Origin of the sequence: Bacillus kalamii, from assembly GCF_047238185.1 — a bacterium.
GTDB lineage: Bacteria > Bacillota > Bacilli > Bacillales > DSM-1321 > Bacillus_AD.
The window spans coordinates 2387012-2412593 of sequence record NZ_JBDFMI010000001.1; the positions used below are offsets into that span (position 1 = coordinate 2387012).

Here is a 25582-nt window from a genome sequence, read left to right on the forward strand (position 1 = left end):
AATTACAAAAAAATCAGCCCGGAACAGATAGCGGATAAATCGGTCAATAGAGTGTCGAAACTACATTTTTGCATATTCCTATAATAATTAATATAACATATGCACACATAAATACGAGTGCATTAATCCGCCAAATGCCTTTGGCTATCCTACTGAACACTATCTCTTGCCTTACTTTCAAATGTACAGATACAACAATCATGGAAATTAAAATGATTGTTAGCAAGATGAACCAGAAAAAAGAAATATTCCAGATCGTTTTTATCAGAAAATATACAGACAAAATAAATAAGAAAGCTGAGCTATTCATTGCTAAATCGACTGCCGATCGATGGTTCTTCGTAATCTGTTTCGTACTTACAAATACAAGCAGATAGCCGAGAACCGGCAGCGTAACTAATGTTGCGATAATCCAGGAAAGAACAGTCCCCATTTAGTTCTCCTTCCGCCTGCGCTCTATTCCTTTAATCAAACAATACAAATAGTTGATAATGGGAGCGGCGCAGTTTTTTTCTTGTGCTTTATGCAGTATGTATCCAAGTATGGCATCTACTTCCGTAGGGCGCCCTTCCTCCACGTCCTTTCGCATGGAAGATATATTAGCTTGAGTCTTCCGGCAAATGCTTTCGATATGTAATCTTTTGATTTCTGCATCTTTTATGCCGAGTACATCCGATATCTCATTAAACAGAACGAGAAATGCTTCATAATAATAGGGATTATCCAATAACTCTCCATTGGCAGCGCCTAAAACAGCCGTCAGCGGATTGATCGTGGCATTGACACATAATTTATCAAGAAGCATCGATGTATAATCTGCTTCCATTATAAAAGGGAAGTCAGGAACGCCTGCCAGTGGTGATAAAGATGCCAGGTCGCCGGATACAGCAGCAACTTTGAGGACTCCCAATCCCGTGTGAATGACACTGTTATGGCCATCTCTAAGCGCACCATGCTCTACAACTCCGACATAAACATCATTCCTCTTTGCGAGCATTTCACATGCCTCTAAATGGCCCATGCCGTTTTGAAGAAAAAGAAACCTGGTATCCAGCTTTTTCAAATCGTCCATTATGCCTGCCAACTGGTATTGCTTGACTGTCACAATCAGCAAATCCTCCTGGTTCACTGATTGATTTGGAAACTGGCTGGCTTTGCACGCTATTTGGTATGCATGCCCGCTTTTTTTCAAGATAAGTCCATCTTTATTCAATACATCCGCTTGAAGCTTACTTCTGGTATAAATGGTTACCTCATGATTGTTTGATAAATAAGTCCCAGTCAATAATCCTATGGACCCACCGCCTATAATGCCAATCTTCATCATCGAACCTCCATTTAGTCCAATATACATCCATTTTAACAAAAATGAATTTCTAGGGGAATATACCAAAAACCGAATTTTCATAAGCTACATACGATTTGGAAATGTTACCTTGGAAATCATAGTGTAAATGGAGAATTTTAAAGAAATGTGTTATATAATCAATGAGGAAGTGTTTTCCTATTCAGTTTACGGGGAATATTTCTTATATGAATAGAAAAGACAAGCCGGGATTGCTTTCAGGGGAAAACAAAACAAGGGGGAAATGCAAATGAGTTACAAGATCGAACGTCTTTTGGTTAATTACAAGACACTTGAAGAATTCAAAAAATTTAAAGAATATGGCATCCAGGAGCTTTCTATGTTAGAGGATTTGGAATCGAATATCATAGAAAACGATAGTGAATCTCCATTCTACGGCATCTACTTCGGGGACAAATTGGTCGCCAGAATGTCATTGTACAAAAGGCCCGCCAAGGTAGATCAATATTTTACTCCTTCACAGGATTTCTTAGAGCTCTGGAAATTGGAAGTCTTGACTAATTATCAGCACAAAGGATACGGAAAAGCATTGGTTGATTACGCAAAATCATGCGGACTTCCGATTAAAACAAATCCTCGGGTACATTCCAGCGATTTTTGGAGTAAAATGGGTTTCGAACCCGTTGAATACGATATGGAAAGAGATTTAGGCCAAAACCCATTAATCTGGCAAAAAAAATAAGCCCAAAAAGAAGCGTCAACAAAAACGCTTCTTTTTTTATTCCTAACTCTTATTGACACGCTCCAAATTTCCGTTTTTATCCATTTGGAAGCGGACCTTTTGATTTTTTTGCCGATCATCCGAAATAACTAATTTTCTCGCTTTATCCATTATTTCTATCAAAGCGCGATAATCGTCCTCTACTATAACTAGCTTGGCAGATAACTCCCTCACTTCATTCTTCAGCGTCTCATTCTCTTCCTGTAAATAGGCAAGCTGATATGTTACTTTATCGTCTTCTGCACCCTTGGCGAGGGCTTGCTTCTGGAGAGAAACGATAAATGTTAATACTTCCTCTAGCTCCAGCTCCCTTGCAGTATTGTCAACCTCATGTTCACGAACGTTGCTAGACTTTGATCTGGAAGCGCTCCCTTTATTCTCTTTACGCTGTTTTTTCGCCAGCTCAATCCCTGAATGATACTGCTTTCTTACAACCGAATTCCATCTGAAACCGCAAGCTGCCGGAGTTCTAGATAGCTTTAACCCTACCTCCTCAAACGCAATCAATTGGGTACTGCCTTCTCTTATATGCCGTAAAACAATTTCTGCAAGAATCAAATCTTCATCCTGGGTCCATGCATCCTGCCTCGAAACAGACATTCCGACCCCTCCTCGCTTGTTTTACTACATAGTATGCTTGTGATAGAAAAGATAGAAATGAAAAGGAAATATTTTTTTGCACAACAATACTTTTATCTCTTCTTCTCCCGAAAGGCCCGGACAGCATCCATGTGCTGCTCACTCTCCCATAGATACGAACATGCCAATATTTCTTTTTTCATGCGGTCCTCAAGAGAGCTTGCCTCCCACTTCTCTATTAAAACCTGCTTGTACGCAGCAAGAACTTGCGGAAGTTTTTGGCAATAGGAGCCAGCATATTCTACTGCATGCTCCAATGAAGGAACGGACTTCTGGATAAAACCAGCAGAGCAGGCCAGTTCTGTTGAATAAACCTTACCGGAAAAGAGCATTTCCATTGCGTTGGAACTTGCCATTTTCTCGAGGATAAGAGAGGCTCCGCCCCATCCTGTTGTAATGGCCTGATTCCCTTGTATAAACCCAACTTTTGCACCAGGCGCTGCCAAACGGAAATCACACGCCGCAGCAATTTCACATCCTCCACCAACTGCAGCCCCGTTTATATAAGCAATCGTCGGTTTAGGAAAAACGGCAAGCTTATAAAGCACGTCCCCCATTTGCGACAACATCGCGAACGCTTCCTTTTGGTTAGCCAGTGAATGAAAATCATCTAGATCCCCGCCAGAGCAAAAAGCAGCCTCACCAGTGCCAGTAACAATCAATGCATTGACTTGCGGATCATTCGCCGCTTCTTCAAGTGCTTGGCCTAAAGCTGCAATCATTGAAAAGCTGATGGCATTTCTTTTTTCCGGCCGATTCAACCGCAGTATAAGAATGCCTTGTTCCCGTTTTTCCTTCAATAAAATATCTTTCATCATTTATTGCTCCCATCCATCTAAAATCTATTTGTACAGGCACAAAAAAAGGCCATAATGAATCAAATTCATTACAGCCTTTTATTTGAAAGGAAATTATTTGCTTACTACTTCTTTCCCTTTGTATGTTCCACATTCTTTACAAACGCGGTGTGAAAGTTTCATTTCACCGCAGTTTGGGCATTCCACCATACCAGGCACCTCAAGTTTAAAATGAGTGCGGCGTTTTCTTTTAACAGTCTTAGACGTTCTTCTGAAAGGTACAGCCATTATTCCCACCTCCTTAAAAAATGGTTTAAGAAGCAAGGATCGGTTCATCCCGAATCTTCTTGTTAATTGTCATTATTTTTTGTCGTTGTCAAAGAATTTTGCCAAGTCCGCTAAGCGGGGATCCACTTTCTTTTCCTGCTGAACCGACGTCACAACTTCCCAATCATTTCCGGATTGAGGAGCAGCTTTTTCCGGATCGGCATCTTCACAAAAGACTTGCATCGGAACTTCTAACAATAAATTCTCTCTTATAATCGGCATTAAGTCAATTACATCGCCTTTCACAATCGTTGAAAACTCATATTCCTGGCTATCGTAATTGTCATGTAATAAAAAGACTTCTCTTGTCTCAATGTCAAATGGATACTCCACATCAACAAATGTTCTTGCACATGGCAAAATCATCTTTCCTGACAAATGGATATGAAATGTAATGTTCGTTGCATTGATATCCGCTTTGCCAGTGATATGGACGAGAGAAATATCCCGAATTTGCGGGTCTACTTCTTTAATCTCTGAAACATCCACTTTGTCATCCAGAACAAGTCCTTTTCCCCGATACTTCTGAAGTTGAGTTATTGTCCATTTCATTCTTATCACCTCAAGGCAACAAAGGTAATTATAGCTTTCATTTTGAGCATTGTCAATATATTTTCTTTACAGCTATTTACCTTTGTTATCGCAATTATATATTGGCTCTCTTTTATCTTGTGTATTGTAGCATTTAATAATAGGACAATGCAAAGAGAGTTCATTGTACCATTGTCTTTTATCTTCTATAATAAAGCTAATCATCACATTTAGGAAGCGAAAGAAGGAAAAAGCACCTTATGTTGTACAATTCATTACCAACGCTCCTTTTTTCCTATCAAAAGGAGGCTTACCATGAAAGCAGTCGGTTTAGTGGTAGAATATAACCCATTTCATAACGGCCATCGTTACCATGTAGAGGAAAGCAAAAAACAAAACGATGCTGATGTTGCCATTGCTGTTATGAGCGGTTCCTTCCTTCAAAGGGGCGAACCCGCACTAATCAATAAATGGGATCGGGCAAAAATGGCACTGCTCGGGGGTGTCGACCTAGTTATTGAACTCCCCTATATTTTCAGTACACAGCATGCAGTCCACTTCGCAGAAGGATCCATTGGATTGTTGGAGGCCTTGCGCTGCGATACATTCTGTTTCGGAAGCGAAAATGGGACCATCGAAGATTTTATCCAAGCTTATCATGTGGAGAAGGATAACCGGGCCACTCTCGATGCATATATTAAGCAATTCAGCAAAGAAGGCTTTAATTATCCTACATCTGTGAGCATGGCTTGGAAAAAAGTGAACCGGGATACCGATATAGGCATCGACTTATCGCAGCCGAACAATATTTTAGGCTACCAATACGTTTCCGCCGTTTTAAAGAACGGCTACTCGATACACCCATCATTGATTAGCCGTATCGGTTCGAACTACCACGATGAATTTCTTCCGAAAGGACAAATAGCAAGTGCAACAAGCATAAGGAAAGCGATAATGTCCCAGGGCGGAGAGGCAACACAAGCCGCAGAGTTCATGCCAAACGGAACATATACATTATTATTCCAATATCAAGAGGACAATCATTTACTTCATCATTGGGAGTTATATTGGCCCCTGCTTCAATATACATTGCTTTCTACACCGGTTGATCAATTGAGAACTTTTTATGAGGTCGAAGAAGGCATTGAATTCCGCTTAAAAGAGGCAGCCATGTCCGCACGTTCATTTAATGAGTTCATCCATCAAGTCAAAACAAAACGGTATACACTGACCCGATTGCAAAGGATTTGCGTCCATCTACTGACCAAGGCGGAGAAGGAAAAGATGAAAAAAATGGTCAAGGAACCTTCCTATTTGCGCATACTCGGTTTTAACGAAAAAGGAAGGGCTTATCTGCATGAACGAAAGAAACATTTCGGATTGCCGGTGGTGACTAAGGCCGGGTCTTTCCGGCATCCCGCTTTATCATATGATATCCAAGCGGCAACCATCCATTCTTTGCCCCTCCCGCCAGCTGCGAAACAGACTATGATAATAAGGGAATTCAAACAACCGGTCATTCTTTAAATAAAAGAGGATGCGCCCGTCCAAAAATAAAAATAACCCCATTCTCCATAGGTCGTAGTGAAAAAAGGATATCTTATCAAAAAAAGGAACAAGGCATATTCCGGCCATGTTCCTTTTTTTCACTTCATCTTGGATAAATAGTTTAGGGCATCCTCCAGTGTATCGACCGGCACTATTTTCATTTTCGTATGTATGTCCTTAGCCGCCTTTTTAGCGACTTTGTAATTAGAGCCTTTTGCCCCTTTTTCATTTGGAGCAAAGAATACGGCTGCGCCGCTTTTATCTGCTGCAACAACTTTTTGATGGATTCCACCTATCGGTCCGACATTTCCTTCTTCATCCATCGTCCCTGTACCGGCAATGTCCTTGCCCTTTGTAATATCCTCAGGAACCAGTTGGTTATAGATTTCTAGTGTAAACATCAACCCAGCGGAAGGGCCTCCTATTTTGTCAGTATCGATCTTCACCTTAGGATCCGTTTTCACGTCCATATCATCGACCAATGTAATCCCCATGCCTACCTTTCCTGTTTTAGGCAAAACATCCAATTTAATTTTTTGGCTATATCTTTTGTCTTCGCGGATTAAACCCAATGTAATCGTTGTTCCCGCCTTTTTACTGGCAACATAATCGATGAACTGTTTTGAAGATTTCAATTGATGGTGGTCTACATCCGTGATTCGGTCGCCGACCGCCAATACATCTTCAGCCGGCATGCCAGGAACTACGCCGTACACATAAACACCACGATAAATAGTCTCATATGGCTTGCCGGCATGCTTATAAGCACTGACAATGGCTTTGACCTTCGACCCTTCCATTTCATGCAGCTGCCGCATATTGTATTCTTTGTCGCTTTCTTTTTCGCCTCTTATTTCGTCATCCCGATAAATATCCCAGTATTTCATGACTTTCGCCAACCCATAAGTAAAGATATTGGCTTCGCCCATAGAGATGGTCGTCAACTTAAAGTCGCCGCTTTCTTTATATCCATCCTCGACTTTAATGATAGGGGCCAATTCCTTGGCCATGCCAGGTTTAGTTACATAGTAGGGCAGCGGGATAAAATAAGACGCGACAACGGCAATGCAAATAGCTAATGCGAGCGCCTTAAAGATTCTTCCTTGTTTCATTCTTTCTGTTTCCCCTTAGAAATGCTAATTTAAATATGTACAGTATTGCTCGAATAAATATGTACAAATTTGATATGAATCTACATACTAATCTTGGGGGGATTAGTATGTACATAACAATGAATATTGATATCGATTTTGAGATTAAAAGTCTTTCAGACTTACCGAAATTCAAACAGATTATGGAGCATATGAAAATGAAAATCAATAAAAGTAAGCTAGCAAAGGAATTGGGTGTGGATCGGCGGACAATTGATAAATATCTAAATGGCTTTATCCCAAAAAGAAAAAGGGAAAAGCCCTCAAAGATTGATCCTTATTATGAAATAATAGCCGCATTGTTATCAGAAGATTCAAAACAGGTATTTTATTACCGTCGTATGCTTTGGCAGTACCTAAAAGACAATCATGGATTGGAATGTGGAGCTTCAACCTTCCGTGCGTATATAGCTCGTACACCTGAATTTAATGCCTACTTTGAAGAGGATAAACGTATTTCTTCACCCAAAGGGACAGTCCGATTTGAAACGCCACCAGGTAAGCAGGCCCAATTAGATTGGAAGGAAAACATTTTATTCGAAACCAAAGAGGGAGAAAAGATAGAAGTCAATGTGGCGGCTTTCATTTTATCAAATTCCAGATTCCGAACATTTCAATTAAGTCTTTCTAAGTCACAGAGTACCTTACTTTCTTTTTTAACAGATACTTTTGAAGCAATTGGCGGAGTTCCAGCTGAAATCCTTACGGATAATATGAAAACGGTAATGGATGAAGCGAGGACTGATTATCAACCTGGGAAAGTGAATGCGAAATTTGATCAGTTTGCGAGGGACTTTGATTTTAAAGTCAAACCATGTATTGCAGGACGACCGAGAACCAAGGGGAAAATTGAATCCACAATGAAACTCCTTGATGAAATTCATGCGTACCAAGGTCAACTGACAATGGAGGAACTTCATCTATTCATACAGGATTTAGGGAATAGAATGAATCACCAGATCCATCAAGGAACGGGGAAAATACCGATTATGGAATTCAAAAAAGAAAGGAACCACTTACTCCAGCTACCAACTGACAAAGTAAGAGATTCCTATCGCATCAAACATACACATGTAAAAGTCAATGCATCAAACATGATTTCCTACAAATCGAATCAATACTCTGTACCACCAGAATATCAAGGAAAAAAAGTAGGCTTACAGGTGTATGATGACTACTTGTGGATTTATTATAACATGAAACTGATCGCCCAACATCCAATTAGTAACGCTAAACTTAATTATCAAGAGGAACATTATAAGGCAAGCTTACTTGTTTCCACCCCTCATTATCCTGAAATCGACGATTTAGCAAAACGGAATTTAGCAACGATTGGAGAAGTGTATAAATAATGAATCCAACTACAAACTATCAACAATTATTATGGAATCTTGACTATCTAAAGTTAAAGCAAATGAGCTTACATTTAAATGAAATCGTAGACTTCAGCGTAAAGCATCAGATGTCATTTATCGACACATTAATCAAGTTGACTGCGTATGAAATAGACATACGGGAGAAAAACATGACGCAATCGATGGTGAAGGTCGCAGCTTTCCCTCATTTTAAGGAGGTGAAAGATTTCGATTTTACCTTTCAAACATCGATTAACCAACAGCAGATTCTAGACTTCCTTACATTGCGTTTTATCGAGGAGAATGAAAATATTGTGTTTTTAGGACCAAGTGGTGTCGGTAAAACCCATTTGGCCACAGCAATAGGGATTGCGGCAGCAAAGAAACGGACGAGTACCTATTTTATTAAGTGCCATGACTTGATTCAAAATTTGAGGAAAGCTCGATTAGAAAATCGGTTAGAGAGCCGTTTGAAGCATTACAGCAAATACAGACTGTTAATCATCGATGAAATCGGTTATTTACCGATTGATCACGAAGACGCTAAGTTGTTTTTCCAGCTGATTGATCGAAGATATGAAAAAAGAAGTACCATCTTAACAACCAATGTGAATTTCAAAGCGTGGGATGAAATATTTCAGGAACCTAAACTGGCCAATGCCATATTAGACCGCATTTTACATCATGCGACAGTTGTGCCTATGATAGGTGATTCATACCGATTAAAGGATCATTTAGCAAAAGAGAACGAGTAATTCTGTACATCCTTATCCAAGCGAAAGTGTACATATTTATGTTGACATTTACATCCCCTTCCATTCCACAATCTCTTGCTTTATTCGATCCATCTGTTTTCTTGCTTCATATTCCCCTATCGCTATTATTTCTTCAATATTTGTAAATGCCCGGGAATTAAACTGCTCAACCCGCGGCTTAAGCATAATATCAGACGCAAACTCACGATTGTTCACTAACTCCATTTGCATGATGTCCAACGACTGCATGATCACATCGTATATTGAATTAATTTGCAAGTCTTCTTTAACATGCGACACATCAACAGCTATGACAAAGTCAGCACCCATCTCCTTTACGACAGATACAGGCACACGGTCGACAACACCGCCGTCTACAAGGAGATTTCCGTCAATCTCCACCGGTGTAAAAATTCCCGGAATACTAATGCTGGCCCTTACTCTGTCGGCAATCAACCCGTCTTTAAAGACCACTTTTTCCCCAGTATGAAGGTTCGCAGCAACAACAGCCAATGGAATGTCTAAATCCTCTATGTTTTTCCAATGTGTGAAGATCCCGATAAAATCCCGAATCCGATTCCCTTTAATTAATCCCATTTTCGGCACAGTGAAATCCAGGAAATATTTTCTTTTGAATCGGCTCACGATTTTTTGCCATTGCGGCAAATCTGTTCCTGTTGCATACAAACAGCCGATTAAAGCCCCCATCGAACTGCCTGCCACATAAGAGACCGGTATCCCTTCATCCAGCAACACCTTAATTACACCGAGATGCGCAAATCCGCGGGCTCCCCCTGAACCAAGTGCAAGACCGATTTTAGGCATTCCTTCCAAAAGTAAAATCCCCTTTCATCTTACCATGATTATCCTGACGATATGTTCTAAAAACAATGCTTACGCGTATATTTGTGTAAAAGGACAAGAACTCTTTCCCTTTTTACATATATATGTATGTAAATTAGTGTATCATTGCGTGGGTAACCTGCAAAGTTGCACATACCTTCATAGGAGGCCTGTAGGTGAATAAATCATACGTTAAAACGATATTTCTAGCTTTAGGAGCCGTCACACTGGCAGGAGCACTCATAAAATTCCCGCAACAGGCGCTCGAAGCAAGTATACGCGGCTTAAACATGTGGTGGGAAATAGTATTTCCTTCGTTGCTTCCATTTTTCATTATATCTGAGATGCTCATCAGCTTCGGAGTGGTCGCTTTTATCGGTGTATTGCTTGAACCTTTAATGCGCCCTTTGTTTAAAGTCCCCGGAGTCGGAGGGTTCGTATGGGCCATGGGGATGGCCTCTGGTTATCCTTCCGGCGCAAAGTTGACCGCCAGGCTTCGTACAGAAAATCAATTGACGAAAATAGAAGCTGAGAGATTAGTTTCTTTCACCAATTCTTCTAATCCGCTATTCATATTCGGTGCAGTGGCGATCGGTTTCTTTCAAAATCCGACCATCGGCATCGTACTGGCCCTTGCCCATTATGGGGGGAACTTTACAGTTGGCCTTCTGATGAGATTTTACGGGCGTGATGAAGTGAAACGGGAAAAATCAAAGATTCCCTCCATCCGGCACGCTTTAGGCGAAATGCACAGAACGAGAATGAAAGAAAAGCGGCCATTCGGAAAGATACTGGGTGACGCTGTCTCCTCCTCAATTGAAACACTTCTCTTGATTGGCGGATTTATTATTTTATTTTCAGTCATAAATAAACTATTATACATCATGAATATAACAGAAATACTTGCCTCTTTTATCGGTGTTATCCTGACATTATTCCATCTCCCTACAGATTTCAACATGCCGCTTATCTCCGGGATTTTTGAAATCACGCTTGGATCGCAAATGACTAGCGGGGTACAGGGAGTTGCATTGCTGCATCAGGCCATTATTACCAGTTTTATTTTGGCGTTCAGCGGGTTAAGTGTCCAAGCCCAGGCTGCCAGCATTTTAGCTCAGACAGATATTCGTTTCGGCCCTTTTTTCGTGGCCAGAATCCTTCATGGCTTTATCGCCAGCATCATCACTTTGCTTATATGGAAGCCCGTGTATGAAGGGCTAAAATTGCAGGGAAAGCCATCCAATGCCATTCCGGTTTCCTGGATGCCTGAAAATGATTGGTATCATTACCTGCTTGCTTTTGGCCCCCTTATTACGATCTTTTGCTTGGGAGTTTATGTATTTCTCCTATTTCGCCGAAGAACGGGAATTGAGTAAACATAAAATAAACAAAAAGCTGCCTGATAGATTACTCTTAATCGGCAGCTTTTCGTTTATTCAATTTGCCTTCCTTCATGCTTTGTCATTTTTTAAACTTTTCTTTCAAGGCATGCTCTACAGCGTGCGGAACAAGCGAGCTAATATTGCCGTCATATTTGGCAACCTCTTTCACTATGCTGGAGCTTAAGAAGGAATACTGGTTATTGGTCATAACAAAAAATGTTTCGATATAATCATCAAGGACTCTGTTCATCGAGGTTATCTGCATCTCATACTCAAAGTCAGATACGGCCCTTAATCCCCTGATTATCGCATCTGCTTTTATGCTTTTGCAATAATCCATCAACAATCCTGTAGAAGTATCCACCGTTACATTTGGAATGTGTTTTGTCACTTCTTTAATCAGCTCAACTCTTTCCGCAGAAGAAAACAATGGGGTTTTGGCAGAGTTGATCATGACAGCAATATGTACTTCACCGAATACTTTTGCGGCTCTTTCAATAATATCGATATGCCCGTTTGTAATCGGGTCGAAACTCCCTGGACAAACTGCTATTTTGGACATCGATAGCCCTCCTTTACCCTTCAACTTCAGCTTTGACTTTGTATATAGAGATGACAATCATCCCGTACGTTTCCTGCTTCCACAAGTAAAAACGGCCCAGCTCCTCTGGAAGATCCACGTCATCGCTATGTTCGCAAACAAGCATTCCATCGCTATGGATCAGTTGATATTCATCGATAACGGACATAATGCTGACCAGTTTCTGTTTTTTATAAGGGGGGTCCAGCAATATTAAATCAAACGTTTTCTCTCGCTTAATCAACGCCTTTAAGGCACGTTCGCTGTCATTTTTATAAACCTCGGCACGGTCCGTAAAGCGGCATGCCTCCAAGTTGCTCTTCACGGTCGAAACCGCTTTAAATTCCCTGTCTACAAAAATCGCGGAATCCATCCCTCTGCTTAGCGCTTCAATTCCTAGCCCTCCGCTTCCAGCGAATAAATCAAGGGCCTCGCCGCCATCAAAATAGGGGCCGATTATATTGAAAAGCGATTCTTTCACTTTATCTGTTGTAGGCCGGGTTGTTGCTCCAGGCACTGCCTTTAACGGGCGGCCCTTACAGCTTCCTGATACTACTCTCATCTATCTCACCACTATTCACACACAATTTATTATCTTTTTTATCCTAACATAATCAAATTGGGTAAGCCAATATGAAATCTATTGATCGAAAAATGAATAAGGCCATTAATATTGGTCATACTATTAGTAACAGCACCTTATAACAAGGATGTTGTTGCCAACCGCGGAGAAGACTTACGTTTCCCCATAAGTTCTTCCTCCGGTTTCTCCTCTCCCTTTCCCTTCTAATCCTTGTTTTAAAGGAAATAGAAGGACCCTGCAGAATTATCTGCAGGGTTTTTTTCTTGCTGCTATACTCTACATTTTAACTGAAACAATTTTCTCATCCGCTCCAATTTCAGCACCGAAAATGACTCTGAGGTATTCTTTCTTTATATAAAGCTCTCCTTGAATGGTGGTGAGCGGTATTTCAGACACCGCATACACCTTGCCATTCAGCACAAATGTATTTTTATCTGTATAAAGCCGAAAATTGTCATTCTCCTTGAATATCATTACCATATTGCGATTCGCACTATTTATTTGATAGCCCGCTTTTCCCATGATTTGCCCAAAAGGGTATAGGTCATTGTATTTGTACTGGATGATATGGCCATTTATCATTTCCCCATTTACCTCAATCTTTCTCTTATCAATAAAGTAGTAAGGAACTAGAGGTGCATTCTTGCTTTTATTAAGTGTAAAAAAATGCATATCATCATTTTCGATAGAAGATAGGGCATCATCCAGTTTGGCAGACGTCAAAGGTTTCTGGGCAGAACCAACAGCTTGTAAAAAACGGGAGATTTCTATCTCTGAAAGATTTTCTTTCATCATCTTGGCCATATTTTTGCTTTTTGTCGAACCATATTCTTCATTACCATTTAAATTCTTCAAAACGGTGCCAAGCCATGATTCATCACCAAAACGAAAAGGAAATTCTTTTTTCAAGGCTAATTCATCCATAATCATTTTCAACGTATCCAATTGGCTTGTTTCGTTGATCAGCATGAATCCATCAGAAAAGAAAGTCTGGTGTTTATCAGTAATAATGATAGCCGTATCCCGTAATGAGGGATATTGATTGAGCAGAGATGATAATTTCCCCCACTGAACCGGCAGGGTTTCTTCATAATAAATAAATGGGCCATTGTCTATAGATTTCGTTTTTAAGTTCGTTCGTTGATAATAGAGAGGAACAATCTCTCCCTTACCTTCGAATACATAATAATCAATGAATTGCTTATTTGCTCTTCCAGTCATGGCAGCCCCAGCCGCCCATACCCCTTTATAGGTTGAAGCAGAAGTGATGTCAACAGAAGTGGAAGAAATAAGGACTCCATTCAAACTTAGAGACCAATGGTTCAATACAGAAGCCCGAACAGTTGAATGAAAAGGTATACGATACGTAAAAGTGACTGTTTTTTTCTTTTCGGCCACTTCTAGAACCAAGCCTTGGAGGGAAGCACGCTCCGCCTTGAATTCGACGTCCATAGGATTTGTAATTTTATAGGTCCCCTTCGGCAATTGGTTGAAAACCTGTGTAACCTCTAAATAAGAGGAATTCTGGACAATATGGATTTGCTGGTCAATGGAAGGCGGCGCCATTTTTGCCAGCGCTTCTTTATCTTCTGAATATACATTCCATTGCCAAAACACTAATCCACTCAACACTGACACTAACAGCAATAAACCTATATATAAGATCCGTTTCATCGTTAAATCCCCTAACAATATTCACTCTACTATCAATGTACCAACTTTTTTTGGCAAACGAGCCGATAAATATTTACAAATTATAGAATTCTTCATTTTTTCATAGGAACATGTTACAGTTAACCTGTCTATTTTTGTTTACTACGAAAGGAGAATCATAGTATGATTCAACGCTTTATTGAGCTTGGAGAAGGCTATTCCGACCTATACGAATTGATTGAGCTGGGCAGGGCTTCGAAAGATCGCGTCCGTTTTTTGCTTTCCTTACAAACGGAGATTGGCGAAAAAAAAGTCATTTCCCTTGCGATTGTAATGGAACCGACTTCCCCCGGAAACTTCCAGCCGATTTATATTTGCCGTGAAGGGATTCCCAATCCTTCAGCCATACCGAATAAGAGGTTTGATTTATTTCAGGATCTGGCAAAGTCATTGGACAAAAACATTATTGCGCTGGATGTCAAGCCATCTACTTTATTTGCTGAAACCGCTCTTTATTATCAGCATTTAATCGGGATTTTAAGAATGAACCGCTATTTGCCGCCTTTATCCTAACTATCGACTTTCCAGGCGGAAAGTTAAGAAAATATAGTTTTTTTAAATGAATGCCTAAATAGAAACCTAAAAAAGAGGATAGTCAGCTAAGCCAACTATCCTCATCCATATCAACCGCATACCATATAAAAATAGGAATCTGACAGAGCGAACCAGCCTTTTTCCTGATTGGGCGCTCTTTAGATTCCCATTTTATAATCATATTCCTTTGCCTTGTCCGGTTTTGAATTCTCATAATCCGTTTTAATAAATGGCTTCTGAGAAACATCCACCCTCTTAATAAACGAATACGTCTTCAACTTATCGACAGTTGCTCCCACTTCATCCATATTGGTATACAGGACCACATATTTCAATTTTTTTGAAACATAATGGATATTCCCAAAGCGCCTAAGCATTTTAACCTGCTTCAAAGTATGTAAATATACAATTATCCCTTGCCTTGCTCCGATCATACCGAAAACTCCTATACTCTATTTGAAATAAGTGTAGCACAATGTTCTCATAAGTTACAACAGCAATCACTCTTCCATGCCCAGCCGATTTTTATTCAGAAGGGAGAACGGAAAAAATGGATTTAGACTCCATTTGGTTATTATTTGCTGAGTTTCTGGATGAAGCCCCCGCTATATCTGTGGTCGAGCATCGGAAGATCACAGGCATTCCTTTCTTATACGTAACAGTTTCCAGCACTGACATTCCTTTAGATAGCATCGTTTCCATCATCCGCACATGCGCTGGCAAAGCGATGAGGGGAAAACAGCTTCATTGTGAACCGTCTTTGTCCGTTCAGCTGGTTCCCTCCATGTGTTCCGCCACCGTTTCTACGTACCCCAGAAAAAAATGTTCTGCTGTGGAAATGGATGCACAGATTGCATACGGTTCAAAGAATGAATGCCAAGAAAAAAGACCTGGTGAACACCAGGTCTTAAGAGCAGCCGCAGCCGCCGCCCGTACCACAGCTTCCACTCGCGCAACCACTTTCAAAAAACGGATTGCCTCCGGGAGTCTTTATATGGAGCGAAACGGATTGAGCAACAATCACAGATATTTGGTCCAATACCTCCTGTAGGGCATTTTCCGCTTGTTTGAAAGCAATGACGCTTGGATGCATGTCCATTTCTCTCTTTTTGGTCCTTGTCTCTAGATTAATAGTCTTATAATCAGGATGGTACCTGCCAAAACGCTGCACTTCTTCAAACCGTTCTTTCAAATGATTGAAGCTGCGGATCTTATCCTGCGCTTCTCTGTCTTGTCGCAATGTATATAATGAAGCCAAGTAATTCTTTCCGACTTCAGAATCGATAATCATCGATGCCAGTTCTTCACCTTGCTGCATAATTTCCACTCTTTCCATTGTAGCAAGCATAGAAAAACTCACCTCCTGCCCTTATAGTATCACGTTCGAGCAAGGAAATAAAATGCGTTGACTGTCCGGTTCCCCAAAACAGCCATTTAAACAGGGCTATCCTTTACCATTCATAGATTGAATCAAGTTCAACATCATGGAAGCTGCCTGCACACCATTCGTTAATTTATTGATTCGATGGGGAATGGATTTTTCATAATGGTATACAGCCTCCGTCCCAAATGCTTCATATTCTTGTGGATTTCTTGTCAGTTTTCGGTACCACATGGGCTGAAGGCGCAAATACGATAACTGGTCTTTATTTTCCTTGATCCAATTATATATATCTTGCCTCATTGTATATCACCTCTCAATCTCTCCTCATGGAAAATGGATGCTTTGTTTTAGCCTTAGTCTTTTCTTCAGGCTCAGGCGCCTTCTGGAATTGTGAAATCACACCTGATATAGCGCCTAATGCCTGGCTTAAGTTTGCGACATGCTTTTGCATCGATTGGACATCCACATGCTTCAATGAATCAAATATGGCCGTAATGCTATCTTTTTCCTTCTCGCTCTGAGATTCCTCAGCCTTTGTTTCACTTACCGCTTCACTGGCTGCAATTTCTTCATAGCCGTCCCATACTTCATGGTCCTCTCCCAACAAAAACCAATCTTCATAAACTTCCTGCCAAGTATAAAGGCCCCTTCTGACTTCTTTAACCAGAGAGGGATGATTTCTAATGAAGAGTTTAAATTGGTTCAAGGATTGCTGGTCAGACATCGCACTTCACCCCATCCTCACAAAAATAATCATTATCCAATCTTTTAGTCTTCGCCTATAACACCGTATGCCGGAGCCCTTGAAAATGTGTATATCCACGTTTATTATTTCAACCTTTTAGGAAAATGGATAATCCAACAAAACGGATATGTACCACAACTGCTTTAGACAGGCATTGCTAAACGCCTTATCCACTCCTATTAGGACTGCCACTTTCAACTGGACCATGAAATACCGTAAATCCCCATTTACAGCAATAACAACATTTTTTCTATCGTTCATCAAGAAAAACCGTCACCGGTCCTTTTAGGCGGTGATTACTCTTCTTGTTTTAATCTCATCCAAAAAGGGGCGTGACAAGAATATTATGACACCGTAATGGCATGTATACGATTAGACATCCCTCGCAGTCCAGCATTCTATACTATCTTATCTCAAAACAAAAGCCGCCTAAAAGGCAGCTTTTCATGAATTACTTTTCTATGAAATTCTGTGTATAATACTTTTGGTAGACCCCTACCCCAAGGTAAGTAAAGTCTTTGTTCAACAGTGCTTCCCTATGTCCCTTGCTGTTCAGCCATCCTTCAAAAGCAGCCACTCCGTCCACATACTTCGCAGCAATATTTTCACCGGCCATTCGGTATTTTACTTTGCCTGCCTGAAGTCTTTTGGCCAAGTCTCCATAAACAGGTGAATCATGGGAAAAATAATCTTCTTTAAACATATCCATACTGTGCAAGTAAGCAACCTGAGCAGTGGCTTCATCCCATCTTACAGGGTCAAGGCCAAAACGTTTACGTATAATGTTGGTCACATCAAATATCTGCTGTTCATCTCCAGCTTGTATCTTTTTCCATTGCTCATCGGTCAGTTCCTCTTCTTTCGGCAGCTCGCCTCTGTAGATCAGTTCATACGGCCTTTGCTTAATGAGTGTCTCTTTATCAAGGAAACGGACGCTTGACAATTCGCCGGTAAATTTATCTATATATACTTGTGCATATACATCGCCAACTTTTACAAGTGGCCGTATGCCCAGATCTTCTTCTGATAACTCAAACCGGTATGAATTGCCATTCCATTCCAAGTCAGTAGTTGTTTCCAGGCTAAAGGACTGAAATAGCTGGTCCACTTTTTGCCCGATAGAAAAAGGGGCAACATTCGTCTTTTTGCCGAGTGCATATACTGAAACAACTTTATTGTCCTTGATGGCAATCTGCATGTAGTAGTCATCATTTAAACTATATATCCACCATTCATAGCCATAGGAGGAAGGATCTTTACGTGCGGGCGGGCCATATTTTTCTGATACAGCCGATCCACTTTTTCCGATCAATAGAGACAACCCTTCTTTTGGTTGGTCATTTTCATAAACCTGTTTCTGGTTAATCTCCATCTTGGTTTGTGTCGGGCTTACAGATCGATTATCCGTTAATGGGACTTCTTTATTTTGATTATCGAAATAAAGGCTTGCAATAAAAATAATAATAACTAAAATGAAAATTTTCCCAATAATTTTCAGAGATTTTCTCTCCTCTCAAAATACAGATCATTTATATGTATTATACCATCCAAGTTTATCTGTCGAAAATATGATATTAGGGGCTAATTGACAGAATATACATGTCTCTTAGCGCACATAATGTTTTTTGTATTTTACTACACGGTATGCTTGTTATCAATATATGCTTTCATATAGGGAAAAACGACTCTATCTTCCCCATTTGTAAATTTGATTTCTATTTTATCTCTTCATTGCAACTTACGCTATTTCATACTATTATTAAAATATGGAAATATTGTAAGTTGTTATATAATTTTACATTTCTACTAGAATACTGCATCCGAAACAAGAAGTATACTTTGGGAGGGTATGGCATGAGATTTGAAGATACCAATTTAGAACAATATCAAGCTGAAATCAATAGGCTGGATGAAGTAATGAATGAACACGGGTTGATCCGTGCTGAACAATGGGACTATGAAAGAGTAAATTATGATCGTAAAATTGAACTCAGTAAGGATATTTTTTATTTGCGTGTACAAGGCTATGCTGTCGAAGGAGATGTTGGTGCCCACCGCGCCGTTATCCAATTAATGGTTCCTATTCTCGGCAAGCATTATTACCCACATGGTCTAGAGTATGGCGAAGCGGAATATTTCCCCCCTTCTCTCGTAAAAAAATGTGAAGATATTTTGAAAGCGGTCTCTACAGAAGTCCGCGCTTTTGCAGTACATATTTAATATCAAATCTTAGCAAAAGAAAGGTGCCCTGCAGCTAGCCAGGGCACCTTTCTTTTGCCACGAAACATTTTCGTCATAATTGTTTCACAAGTAAAACATGGGAATACATAAAGCTGCCTTGTTTTCTTCAGCTTTTACCTTTTATAATAAGGAAACAAAGCTTATAGGTGAAAACGCCTAATCGGAGAGGAGAAAACATTGAATCGCATTTTTACCAAACAACGAATAATTGCTGTAGCAGTTCTTGCTGCGATAGCCGCCGCCTGCTATTATGTATTGCCCGTTTCCATCCCATTGATAGCCGCTTTAGTAACCTCACTCTTGCTTGCGCCATTAGTAAAGCTGCTGCAAATAAAATTCTCCTTAAAGCAAAAATGGTCGGTTATGCTTGTATTTCTGTTCTTTATTGCATGTATCGGTCTTTCTGGGTATTTTATCATTACCAAAGTTATTACTGAAGCTGCACAAATTATTGAAAATGCTCCCCATTATGTCCAGGAAATCAATAAGGAATGGAAGATCATCGAACAGGATATCATCGACGCTTCCGAGAATCTTCCGAAAGCGCTCAAGGAAGCTGTCAGCAGTCAGGTACAGACATCTTTCGATTATATTACAAATGAACTTGGCAGTTTAATAACCATTGAGAATGCAACCAATTTTGTCAAATCAGTGCCATCCTATTTAGTTTCATTAATTGTCTACTTAATTGCCCTGTTTCTCTTCCTCATTGATCTGCCAGCACTTAAAACAGGCATGTATAATTTGATGAAGGATACAACAGCTGAAAAAGTAAAATTTATGAACCGGCGCCTCTCAAGTGTTGTGTTCGGGTTCTTTAAAGCTCAATTTTTAGTCAGCATCATTATCTTCATTGTTGCACTTGCCGGATTGTTCTTTATCAAGCCGGAAATCGCCCTTGTCATGGCCTTGGTCATATGGGTAATCGATCTAATCCCCATTATTGGGTCCATCGTTATTCTGGCGCCTTGGTCGATTTTCGAAATAATGGCAGGAAACTCCCAGTCGGGTACCCAATTAGCCATATTGGCGCTAGTCCTTCTTATCATCAGACGGACAGTTGAACCGAAGGTGATGGGCAACCATATCGGGCTCTCACCTCTGGCGACCTTGATCGCTATGTATCTAGGCTTGAAATTATTCGGGATTCTTGGCTTTATCATTGGTCCTTTGATCTTAATTGCTTTTACTGCAGCAAAAGAGGCCGGCCTGATTAAAATGAATTACAAGTTTTAATGAACCAAAGGCATATGTTCCCGTATGCCTTTTTTAGTCCTTCTGTTTAACTTCAAATGCCCACAGCAAGTAGGGATGTTCATTCTTCTTTAAGTAGAAACCATATTTTTTCAAGGTTTCCATTTTGAAATTATCACTATATAGCACCTCGATGACCACTTGTTTAAATTGCCCTGAAAAATTTTTCATCACATATCCTAAAAAAAGCCTAAGACTTTCTTTGAAGTATAACCGTTCTTCTTTGTGCCCCATAAAATACATCTCAAGAAAAGCGATGGACGAGTCCTTCAAGGAAGGAAATAACAAGAAATCTCCTATCATTTTTTTTTGTATCAATTCGGCCAGTATCCATAAAAAGAAAGGCGAAGGTTTTTCCTTTTCCATATCTTCAATCAAAAACGGGAGGAATGAACGAAAACGATAGGAAGGCCATTGGTCGGGGATTTCAATAGGTGAGCGTACAACCAGTTCATCTCTGAACAAAACGATAGATTTTGCCATATCCAAAGAACAGTTCATGATCATTATATTTTCAGTTTTATAATCTTTCATGATTCTCCCTTCCGTTCCATTATTAGATCAATCCGTAAGCGAGCTTTGCTAACAAAGGTTTAAATCTAAAAAAAGATGTTGCTTTATTATATTAAGCAACATCCTCTGTTCATTCCTATTTTTAAAATCCGAGTATAGCCTTGATGACGGAAGTTGTTTCTCCGCCTTTATAGAACACGTACAATAGCAGATATACAGCCACACCCATAATGGCCGTGATAAACCAAATAACTGACGTAAAAGGTCCTATCTTTCTATGGAAGGCATAGTTTTTCTTGAAGCCTGCCCATAAAGTCATAATGCCAAGGACAGCTCCCAAAGTAGCCAACGTAATATGGATGATTAAAAAGACCGTATAATAAATCTTGATTGAATCTGGTCCTCCAAAAGCGGTATTGCCCACGAAAACTGTTCTGCTGACATAGATCACGAAAAATATTGTGGCAAAAACAGCAGCAGTAATCATTGCCTTCTGGTGAGCTGCGATCTTCCTTTGCTTGATCAGCACCCAACCAATGGCCACCGTAATAGCGCTCAGAACAATGAATCCTGTACTGATAGTAGGTAGAATCGGTAACATATATAATTAGACGCCCTCTCATGAATATAATACATCTTTATTCTAATAGAGTTGACGATATATTTCAATAATTGTAACAACAATGACAAATTTTTGATTTTTAAGAATCGGACCCCTTATTTACCTGATTCATCCAAAGGCTTCATCTGGATAACCGGATTCATATCAATCTCTGACTCTCTTTCCTGGCGCGCCCATGAAAAGAATATTTGCGCCAGAACTACACCAAAAACAATTTCTTGGATAATTTTCATAATGACTCCGCCAGTTCTCTGGTCCTCCAGCAAAGGCATGGTATTAAAAAGGCTTGGCCCTGTGATGCCAGCGTTTGCCCAAATCGTGCCCGGCACGCATAATTCCATGGCAGACATCCAATGTTCAGGATTGCTGTACGTTTCATACATTGGATGATTGGCAAAAATAATCAATCCACAGGCAGGCGTCAACAACATTCCATTTGCAAAAATATAACCGATCCTCTTAATTCCGTAAAATCCCTGGTGTTCCTCCAATTTGTTGGTGACCGGCCACCACATAAATAAGGAGGTGATAAATAGTAACACTGTATAACTAGAATGATAGAACATATTCATTTTAATTGCATCGAATATGGCTGGAATGTGATAAAAAGAAAAAGCGGCATTGAATACAAATAAGGCAATTAACGGTTTCGTAAAAAAACCAACTATTGCTCCGATGGTTTTTATGGATAAAAGTTTTCTCCATAGCCAATCCGGAACAGCATTAATCAGCATCGGCGGCACAACCAGAAATAAAATCGCCATCTGTGTCATATGGACACTGAACATAATATGTCCAAGTAAATCAACCGGCGACCCTTTTAACGTATAAACCAAAAGAAGTACAGTAATGAATAGCACTGCCTGTTTGATAGTTAAAGGCTCACTGTCCTTTGCAATTGCTGATCTGTAAATGACGGTTATACAAAAAAAGAGAATACCAACCAGGATAAGTGCAATAGCAAAATAGGGACTCCATAAAGCTTGGAAACCAAAAATCTCGAGTGACATTTTTCCACACTCCTCTTCTATGCTCTAATATAAATGCTGAAATCTGCCTGTTTTTTGAAAAAAGGCTGGTGGTGGAACGCATCCTCCCAGAAAGAAGAATTCATTTCACCGCCAACCTTATCATCCTTTAAAGCCAAACAATGGTCAAAAATGTCAAGATGGTCAACGCGCCAACCGTTAAGCCTGAATAAAGGAATATGCTCGTAATTCCATGCCCTTTATGGCTCATATGCATAAAATAATAGAGCTGGAAAATAACCTGTACGACAGCCAATAATAGAATAGTCGGCAAAATAAACCATCGAGAAAAACCGTCATACCCGACTGCAACAAATGAAACCAGTGTCAAAAAAATCATTAAAGCAAATGAGATGACCTGGTATTTCATCTCTTCCGCATTCTTCTTGCGGCGGTATTTAAGATCGACTTCCTGGCGAACTGAATGAGTTTGATTATTATCCATATTTATCCCACCATTCCCATTAAGTAGACTACTGTAAAAATAAATACCCAAACAACATCAATAAAATGCCAGTAAAGGCTAGCTGTATAGAATTTTGGAGCATTATACAGATTCAGGCCTCTCTTTGCATTCCGTACCATCAACGTGATGATCCAACATAAGCCGAATGCAACGTGCCCGCCGTGAAACCCTACAAGTGTGTAGAAAGCGGAACCAAAGGCAGAACTAGTAAATGTAAAATGAAATTCATGGACATAATGGTTAAACTCATAGATTTCTACACCAAGGAAACCGGCACCCAGCAAAACAGTTACAAGAAGCCATGCCTGCATGCCTTTGAAATTATAGTTCTTCATGTGGTACATGGCATACACACTGGTCAATGAACTTGTCAATAGCAATAATGTAGCCACAATGACGAGATCCATCTGGAACAAATCTTTGGCGTGTGGCATGGAATCATTAGGGACTTTATCTTTTAGCGCTAAATAAGTGGCGAATAAGGTCGCAAATAAAACGGTTTCTCCGCCAAGGAAAAGCCAAAATCCGACGAACTTATTCTTCCCCTCAAGTGTAGCCCTCTCAGGCGAGGAAGGCCACGTTGCTTCAGTGAATTTTTCATCTGCGTGCATTATGCGATCCCTCCTCTTTCCTCATCTTCTATTAATTCTTCTTTATGGATATGATGTCCCAGGTCATCCCTGACAGATCGGAAGAACATGGAAATAAATGTCACGAGCATGCCCCCGATTAATACAGGAAGCGCCCACGCAGTCCCGCTCTTCACATACATTGCACCAAATGCGGCAATGAAAAGCCCTAGAGAAATAAGAAGCGGGATGATCGATGGATTTGGCATATGAATGTCGCCCAAAGGCTCTGCCGGTGTCATCGTTTTCTTTCCTTCCATTTTTTCAAGCCAGTAAGCATCCAATCCACGGACTAAAGGCAATTGTTTAAAGTTATAATGAGGCGGCGGTGATGGAATGGACCATTCAAGAGTCCGTCCGTCTCCCCAAGGATCATTGCCTACTTTCACATTTTTCACAGAAGTCATAACAACATTGACTAAAAGAACAATGACGGCAACAGCCATTAAAAACGCACCGATCGAACTGATCAAGTTTCCATTATTCAAACCTTGATGGTCCAAGTATGTGAATACACGGCGAGGCATCCCCATTAATCCTAAGAAATGCTGGATAAAGAATGTCATATGGAACCCGATCAGGAACAGCCAAAAAGAGACTTTCCCCATCGCTTCATTCAACATAGTGCCAAACATTTTCGGCCAATAAAAATGGGCTCCTGCCAATAAACCGAATACAACCCCGCCTACAATTACATAATGGAAATGGGCAACTACAAAATAAGAATCATGGTATTGATAATCAGCTGGTGCAGCAGCATTCATGATACCAGTTACTCCACCCATTACAAAGGACGGAATGAAAGCTATGGCATAAAGCATTGGTACGGTGAATTTGATGCTTCCACCCCACATCGTAAACAGCCAGTTGAATATCTTAATACCGGTAGGCACTGCAATTGCCATCGTAGCAACTGCGAACAGCGCATTCGCGATAGGCCCGAGTCCTACAGTAAACATATGGTGGGCCCATACCATGAAACCAAGGAAACCAATTAAAACGGTTGCGAACACCATGGAAGAATATCCGAACAATCTTTTTCTAGAAAATGTAGCAAATATTTCCGAGAAAATACCGAACGCCGGCAAAATTAATATATATACTTCCGGATGCCCGAAAATCCAGAAAAGATGCTCCCAGATGATCGTGTTTCCACCCATTGCAACCTGAAAGAAATTAGAGCCGAACATGCGGTCAAAAATCATTAAGAACAAACCGACGGTCAATGGAGGGAATGCAAATAAAATAAGTGCAGAAACAACAAATGAAGACCACGTAAACAGTGGCATTCTCATGTAGGTCATACCTGGAGCGCGCATATTGATGATGGTGACTAAGAAGTTTATCCCTCCGATTAATGTACCTGCACCCGATATCTGCAAGCCGAGTGCATAAAAGTCTATTCCATGCCCTTCGGATGCCAATGAAAGTGATGCATAGGAAGTCCATCCTGCATCCGGCGCACCGTCAAAGAACCATGAAAGGTTTAGAAATACCCCTCCGAAAAAAAACAGCCAAAAACCCAATGAATTTAGGAACGGGAATGCAACATCCCTAGCCCCGATCTGTAGCGGCACAACTGCGTTCATAAAGGCAAATACCAGTGGCATTGCCGCTAGGAAGATCATCGTTGTACCATGCATGGTCATTATTTCATTATATAGGCCGCCGCTTATGAAATCGTTATTCGGCTTAATAAGCTGGATCCGTATGAACATCGCTTCCAATCCGCCAATTACGAAGAACAGTCCGCCGGCCACTAAATATAAGTGAGCAATTTTTTTATGGTCGACTGTTGTTAAATAGTCCCATATAAAACTGCCGAACCCCTTTTTTTGAGCGTACGTACTCACGTTTTTACCTCCCTTTGTTTCC

At 40.4% G+C, this 25582-nt stretch carries 31 protein-coding genes; 8 read left to right on the forward strand and 23 right to left on the reverse strand.

The features are described 5' to 3' along the window. Positions 1 to 43: 43 nt before the first annotated feature. Together ABC357_RS11840 and ABC357_RS11845 are read right to left on the reverse strand one after the other, a co-directional pair. Positions 44 to 433 carry a DUF3397 domain-containing protein gene (locus tag ABC357_RS11840; RefSeq protein ID WP_412887698.1) on the reverse strand — a complete coding sequence of 130 codons (390 nt, stop codon included), beginning with the start codon at positions 431 to 433 and terminating at the stop codon, positions 44 to 46. After that, the gene (locus ABC357_RS11845) at positions 434 to 1324 is read right to left on the reverse strand and encodes a 2-dehydropantoate 2-reductase (RefSeq protein ID WP_412887699.1); all 891 of its coding nucleotides are present in this window, start codon (positions 1322 to 1324) and stop codon (positions 434 to 436) included. It lies immediately after the preceding gene. A 271-nt stretch (positions 1325 to 1595) separates the two neighbouring features. Between ABC357_RS11845 and ABC357_RS11850 the strand changes: the two genes are divergently transcribed. Beyond that, positions 1596 to 2048, forward strand: coding sequence for an N-acetyltransferase (locus ABC357_RS11850; protein ID WP_412887700.1), 453 nt, complete (start codon positions 1596 to 1598; stop codon positions 2046 to 2048). Positions 2049 to 2090: 42 nt separating this feature from the next. On the opposite strand, the gene ABC357_RS11855 is transcribed toward ABC357_RS11850, so the two are convergent. The 4 genes from ABC357_RS11855 to ABC357_RS11870 all read right to left on the reverse strand — a co-directional run bounded on the left by ABC357_RS11855 (position 2091) and on the right by ABC357_RS11870 (position 4402). Beyond that, complete coding sequence (locus ABC357_RS11855) at positions 2091 to 2687, reverse strand: RsfA family transcriptional regulator (RefSeq protein ID WP_412887701.1); 597 nt, start codon at positions 2685 to 2687, stop codon at positions 2091 to 2093. A gap of 92 nt (positions 2688 to 2779) precedes the next feature. After that, on the reverse strand, positions 2780 to 3544 hold the full coding sequence (locus tag ABC357_RS11860; RefSeq protein WP_412887702.1) for an enoyl-CoA hydratase/isomerase family protein: 765 nt from the start codon (positions 3542 to 3544) through the stop codon (positions 2780 to 2782). A gap of 93 nt (positions 3545 to 3637) precedes the next feature. Continuing rightward, on the reverse strand, positions 3638 to 3811 hold the full coding sequence (gene rpmF / locus ABC357_RS11865) for a 50S ribosomal protein L32 (RefSeq protein ID WP_412887703.1): 174 nt from the start codon (positions 3809 to 3811) through the stop codon (positions 3638 to 3640). A 72-nt stretch (positions 3812 to 3883) separates the two neighbouring features. Beyond that, positions 3884 to 4402, reverse strand: a complete 519-nt coding sequence (locus tag ABC357_RS11870) for a YceD family protein (RefSeq protein WP_412887704.1) — start codon at positions 4400 to 4402, stop codon at positions 3884 to 3886. Positions 4403 to 4696: 294 nt separating this feature from the next. On the opposite strand from ABC357_RS11870, the gene ABC357_RS11875 reads away from it, so the two are divergent. Beyond that, positions 4697 to 5908 carry a nucleotidyltransferase gene (locus ABC357_RS11875; RefSeq protein WP_412887705.1) on the forward strand — a complete coding sequence of 404 codons (1212 nt, stop codon included), beginning with the start codon at positions 4697 to 4699 and terminating at the stop codon, positions 5906 to 5908. Between the two features lie 119 nt (positions 5909 to 6027). On the opposite strand, the gene ABC357_RS11880 is transcribed toward ABC357_RS11875, so the two are convergent. Next, the gene (locus ABC357_RS11880) at positions 6028 to 7041 is read right to left on the reverse strand and encodes a SepM family pheromone-processing serine protease (RefSeq protein WP_412887706.1); all 1014 of its coding nucleotides are present in this window, start codon (positions 7039 to 7041) and stop codon (positions 6028 to 6030) included. Between the two features lie 107 nt (positions 7042 to 7148). Here ABC357_RS11880 and istA point away from each other — a divergent pair, with 107 nt between their 5' ends. Continuing rightward, positions 7149 to 8432 carry an IS21 family transposase gene (gene istA / locus ABC357_RS11885; RefSeq protein ID WP_412885845.1) on the forward strand — a complete coding sequence of 428 codons (1284 nt, stop codon included), beginning with the start codon at positions 7149 to 7151 and terminating at the stop codon, positions 8430 to 8432. Continuing rightward, positions 8432 to 9190, forward strand: a complete 759-nt coding sequence (gene istB, locus ABC357_RS11890) for an IS21-like element helper ATPase IstB (RefSeq protein WP_412885551.1) — start codon at positions 8432 to 8434, stop codon at positions 9188 to 9190. The genes istA and istB overlap by 1 nt, the downstream gene beginning before the upstream one ends. Positions 9191 to 9238: 48 nt before the next feature. On the opposite strand, the gene ABC357_RS11895 is transcribed toward istB, so the two are convergent. Beyond that, positions 9239 to 10015 carry a patatin-like phospholipase family protein gene (locus tag ABC357_RS11895; RefSeq protein ID WP_412888651.1) on the reverse strand — a complete coding sequence of 259 codons (777 nt, stop codon included), beginning with the start codon at positions 10013 to 10015 and terminating at the stop codon, positions 9239 to 9241. 194 nt (positions 10016 to 10209) lie between these two features. On the opposite strand from ABC357_RS11895, the gene ylbJ reads away from it, so the two are divergent. Further along, entirely contained in the window at positions 10210 to 11409 is a 1200-nt protein-coding gene (gene ylbJ, locus ABC357_RS11900; RefSeq protein WP_412887707.1) for a sporulation integral membrane protein YlbJ, read from the forward strand. Between the two features lie 85 nt (positions 11410 to 11494). Here ylbJ and coaD read toward each other — a convergent pair whose 3' ends face one another. The 3 genes from coaD to ABC357_RS11915 all read right to left on the reverse strand — a co-directional run bounded on the left by coaD (position 11495) and on the right by ABC357_RS11915 (position 14252). After that, on the reverse strand, positions 11495 to 11977 hold the full coding sequence (gene coaD / locus ABC357_RS11905) for a pantetheine-phosphate adenylyltransferase (protein WP_412887708.1): 483 nt from the start codon (positions 11975 to 11977) through the stop codon (positions 11495 to 11497). 13 nt (positions 11978 to 11990) lie between these two features. Further along, entirely contained in the window at positions 11991 to 12557 is a 567-nt protein-coding gene (rsmD, locus tag ABC357_RS11910) for a 16S rRNA (guanine(966)-N(2))-methyltransferase RsmD (RefSeq protein WP_412887709.1), read from the reverse strand. Between the two features lie 297 nt (positions 12558 to 12854). Continuing rightward, positions 12855 to 14252, reverse strand: a complete 1398-nt coding sequence (locus ABC357_RS11915) for a stalk domain-containing protein (RefSeq protein WP_412887710.1) — start codon at positions 14250 to 14252, stop codon at positions 12855 to 12857. 162 nt (positions 14253 to 14414) lie between these two features. Here ABC357_RS11915 and ABC357_RS11920 point away from each other — a divergent pair, with 162 nt between their 5' ends. Beyond that, positions 14415 to 14804 (forward strand): DUF7147 family protein, encoded by a 390-nt coding sequence (locus ABC357_RS11920; protein WP_412887711.1) that lies wholly within the window; start codon positions 14415 to 14417, stop codon positions 14802 to 14804. A gap of 179 nt (positions 14805 to 14983) precedes the next feature. On the opposite strand, the gene ABC357_RS11925 is transcribed toward ABC357_RS11920, so the two are convergent. The 6 genes from ABC357_RS11925 to ABC357_RS11950 form a co-directional block, all read right to left on the reverse strand. Further along, positions 14984 to 15259: a YlbG family protein gene (locus ABC357_RS11925; RefSeq protein WP_412887712.1), complete on the reverse strand. Its 276-nt coding sequence runs from the start codon at positions 15257 to 15259 to the stop codon at positions 14984 to 14986. A gap of 473 nt (positions 15260 to 15732) precedes the next feature. Continuing rightward, a complete protein-coding gene (locus tag ABC357_RS11930; protein WP_412887713.1) occupies positions 15733 to 16173 on the reverse strand; it encodes a YlbF/YmcA family competence regulator in 441 nt (146 codons plus the stop codon). A 96-nt stretch (positions 16174 to 16269) separates the two neighbouring features. Next, positions 16270 to 16509 (reverse strand): YlbE-like family protein, encoded by a 240-nt coding sequence (locus ABC357_RS11935; protein WP_412887714.1) that lies wholly within the window; start codon positions 16507 to 16509, stop codon positions 16270 to 16272. A gap of 13 nt (positions 16510 to 16522) precedes the next feature. Continuing rightward, positions 16523 to 16933, reverse strand: a complete 411-nt coding sequence (locus ABC357_RS11940) for a YlbD family protein (protein ID WP_412887715.1) — start codon at positions 16931 to 16933, stop codon at positions 16523 to 16525. 117 nt (positions 16934 to 17050) lie between these two features. Next, complete coding sequence (locus ABC357_RS11945; RefSeq protein ID WP_412887716.1) at positions 17051 to 17215, reverse strand: hypothetical protein; 165 nt, start codon at positions 17213 to 17215, stop codon at positions 17051 to 17053. 190 nt (positions 17216 to 17405) lie between these two features. Next, positions 17406 to 18452, reverse strand: a complete 1047-nt coding sequence (locus tag ABC357_RS11950; protein ID WP_412888652.1) for a CAP domain-containing protein — start codon at positions 18450 to 18452, stop codon at positions 17406 to 17408. Between the two features lie 356 nt (positions 18453 to 18808). Here ABC357_RS11950 and ABC357_RS11955 point away from each other — a divergent pair, with 356 nt between their 5' ends. Together ABC357_RS11955 and ytvI are read left to right on the forward strand one after the other, a co-directional pair. Further along, positions 18809 to 19174 (forward strand): YugN family protein, encoded by a 366-nt coding sequence (locus ABC357_RS11955; protein WP_412887717.1) that lies wholly within the window; start codon positions 18809 to 18811, stop codon positions 19172 to 19174. Between the two features lie 198 nt (positions 19175 to 19372). Then, complete coding sequence (gene ytvI / locus ABC357_RS11960) at positions 19373 to 20431, forward strand: sporulation integral membrane protein YtvI (protein WP_412887718.1); 1059 nt, start codon at positions 19373 to 19375, stop codon at positions 20429 to 20431. Between the two features lie 33 nt (positions 20432 to 20464). On the opposite strand, the gene ABC357_RS11965 is transcribed toward ytvI, so the two are convergent. The 6 genes from ABC357_RS11965 to ctaD all read right to left on the reverse strand — a co-directional run bounded on the left by ABC357_RS11965 (position 20465) and on the right by ctaD (position 25560). After that, positions 20465 to 20983, reverse strand: coding sequence for a hypothetical protein (locus ABC357_RS11965; protein WP_412887719.1), 519 nt, complete (start codon positions 20981 to 20983; stop codon positions 20465 to 20467). A gap of 121 nt (positions 20984 to 21104) precedes the next feature. Continuing rightward, positions 21105 to 21563 carry a DUF420 domain-containing protein gene (locus ABC357_RS11970; RefSeq protein ID WP_412887720.1) on the reverse strand — a complete coding sequence of 153 codons (459 nt, stop codon included), beginning with the start codon at positions 21561 to 21563 and terminating at the stop codon, positions 21105 to 21107. A 116-nt stretch (positions 21564 to 21679) separates the two neighbouring features. Further along, complete coding sequence (gene ctaG, locus ABC357_RS11975) at positions 21680 to 22594, reverse strand: cytochrome c oxidase assembly factor CtaG (RefSeq protein WP_412887721.1); 915 nt, start codon at positions 22592 to 22594, stop codon at positions 21680 to 21682. Positions 22595 to 22721: 127 nt separating this feature from the next. Further along, the gene (ctaF, locus tag ABC357_RS11980; RefSeq protein WP_412887722.1) at positions 22722 to 23057 is read right to left on the reverse strand and encodes a cytochrome c oxidase subunit IVB; all 336 of its coding nucleotides are present in this window, start codon (positions 23055 to 23057) and stop codon (positions 22722 to 22724) included. A 2-nt stretch (positions 23058 to 23059) separates the two neighbouring features. Next, the gene (locus tag ABC357_RS11985) at positions 23060 to 23689 is read right to left on the reverse strand and encodes a cytochrome c oxidase subunit 3 (protein ID WP_412887723.1); all 630 of its coding nucleotides are present in this window, start codon (positions 23687 to 23689) and stop codon (positions 23060 to 23062) included. Beyond that, positions 23689 to 25560: a cytochrome c oxidase subunit I gene (ctaD, locus tag ABC357_RS11990; protein ID WP_412887724.1), complete on the reverse strand. Its 1872-nt coding sequence runs from the start codon at positions 25558 to 25560 to the stop codon at positions 23689 to 23691. Before ctaD ends, ABC357_RS11985 begins: the two co-directional genes overlap by 1 nt. Between the last annotated feature and the right edge of the window lie 22 nt (positions 25561 to 25582).

Excerpts from the sequence above, each read along its gene's own strand:
- ABC357_RS11840 (WP_412887698.1), bottom strand. The coding sequence starts at position 433 with ATGGGGACTGTTCTTTCCTGGATTATCGCAACATTAGTTACGCTGCCG.
- ABC357_RS11845 (WP_412887699.1), bottom strand. The coding sequence starts at position 1,324 with ATGAAGATTGGCATTATAGGCGGTGGGTCCATAGGATTATTGACTGGG.
- ABC357_RS11850 (WP_412887700.1), top strand. The coding sequence starts at position 1,596 with ATGAGTTACAAGATCGAACGTCTTTTGGTTAATTACAAGACACTTGAA.
- ABC357_RS11855 (WP_412887701.1), bottom strand. The coding sequence starts at position 2,687 with ATGTCTGTTTCGAGGCAGGATGCATGGACCCAGGATGAAGATTTGATT.
- ABC357_RS11860 (WP_412887702.1), bottom strand. The coding sequence starts at position 3,544 with ATGATGAAAGATATTTTATTGAAGGAAAAACGGGAACAAGGCATTCTT.
- rpmF (WP_412887703.1), bottom strand. The coding sequence starts at position 3,811 with ATGGCTGTACCTTTCAGAAGAACGTCTAAGACTGTTAAAAGAAAACGC.
- ABC357_RS11870 (WP_412887704.1), bottom strand. The coding sequence starts at position 4,402 with ATGAAATGGACAATAACTCAACTTCAGAAGTATCGGGGAAAAGGACTT.
- ABC357_RS11875 (WP_412887705.1), top strand. The coding sequence starts at position 4,697 with ATGAAAGCAGTCGGTTTAGTGGTAGAATATAACCCATTTCATAACGGC.
- ABC357_RS11880 (WP_412887706.1), bottom strand. The coding sequence starts at position 7,041 with ATGAAACAAGGAAGAATCTTTAAGGCGCTCGCATTAGCTATTTGCATT.
- istA (WP_412885845.1), top strand. The coding sequence starts at position 7,149 with ATGTACATAACAATGAATATTGATATCGATTTTGAGATTAAAAGTCTT.
- istB (WP_412885551.1), top strand. The coding sequence starts at position 8,432 with ATGAATCCAACTACAAACTATCAACAATTATTATGGAATCTTGACTAT.
- ABC357_RS11895 (WP_412888651.1), bottom strand. The coding sequence starts at position 10,015 with ATGCCTAAAATCGGTCTTGCACTTGGTTCAGGGGGAGCCCGCGGATTT.
- coaD (WP_412887708.1), bottom strand. The coding sequence starts at position 11,977 with ATGTCCAAAATAGCAGTTTGTCCAGGGAGTTTCGACCCGATTACAAAC.
- rsmD (WP_412887709.1), bottom strand. The coding sequence starts at position 12,557 with ATGAGAGTAGTATCAGGAAGCTGTAAGGGCCGCCCGTTAAAGGCAGTG.
- ABC357_RS11915 (WP_412887710.1), bottom strand. The coding sequence starts at position 14,252 with ATGAAACGGATCTTATATATAGGTTTATTGCTGTTAGTGTCAGTGTTG.
- ABC357_RS11920 (WP_412887711.1), top strand. The coding sequence starts at position 14,415 with ATGATTCAACGCTTTATTGAGCTTGGAGAAGGCTATTCCGACCTATAC.
- ABC357_RS11925 (WP_412887712.1), bottom strand. The coding sequence starts at position 15,259 with ATGATCGGAGCAAGGCAAGGGATAATTGTATATTTACATACTTTGAAG.
- ABC357_RS11930 (WP_412887713.1), bottom strand. The coding sequence starts at position 16,173 with ATGCTTGCTACAATGGAAAGAGTGGAAATTATGCAGCAAGGTGAAGAA.
- ABC357_RS11935 (WP_412887714.1), bottom strand. The coding sequence starts at position 16,509 with ATGAGGCAAGATATATATAATTGGATCAAGGAAAATAAAGACCAGTTA.
- ABC357_RS11940 (WP_412887715.1), bottom strand. The coding sequence starts at position 16,933 with ATGTCTGACCAGCAATCCTTGAACCAATTTAAACTCTTCATTAGAAAT.
- ABC357_RS11945 (WP_412887716.1), bottom strand. The coding sequence starts at position 17,215 with ATGAACGATAGAAAAAATGTTGTTATTGCTGTAAATGGGGATTTACGG.
- ABC357_RS11955 (WP_412887717.1), top strand. The coding sequence starts at position 18,809 with ATGAGATTTGAAGATACCAATTTAGAACAATATCAAGCTGAAATCAAT.
- ABC357_RS11965 (WP_412887719.1), bottom strand. The coding sequence starts at position 20,983 with ATGAAAGATTATAAAACTGAAAATATAATGATCATGAACTGTTCTTTG.
- ABC357_RS11970 (WP_412887720.1), bottom strand. The coding sequence starts at position 21,563 with ATGTTACCGATTCTACCTACTATCAGTACAGGATTCATTGTTCTGAGC.
- ctaG (WP_412887721.1), bottom strand. The coding sequence starts at position 22,594 with ATGTCACTCGAGATTTTTGGTTTCCAAGCTTTATGGAGTCCCTATTTT.
- ctaF (WP_412887722.1), bottom strand. The coding sequence starts at position 23,057 with ATGGATAATAATCAAACTCATTCAGTTCGCCAGGAAGTCGATCTTAAA.
- ABC357_RS11985 (WP_412887723.1), bottom strand. The coding sequence starts at position 23,689 with ATGCACGCAGATGAAAAATTCACTGAAGCAACGTGGCCTTCCTCGCCT.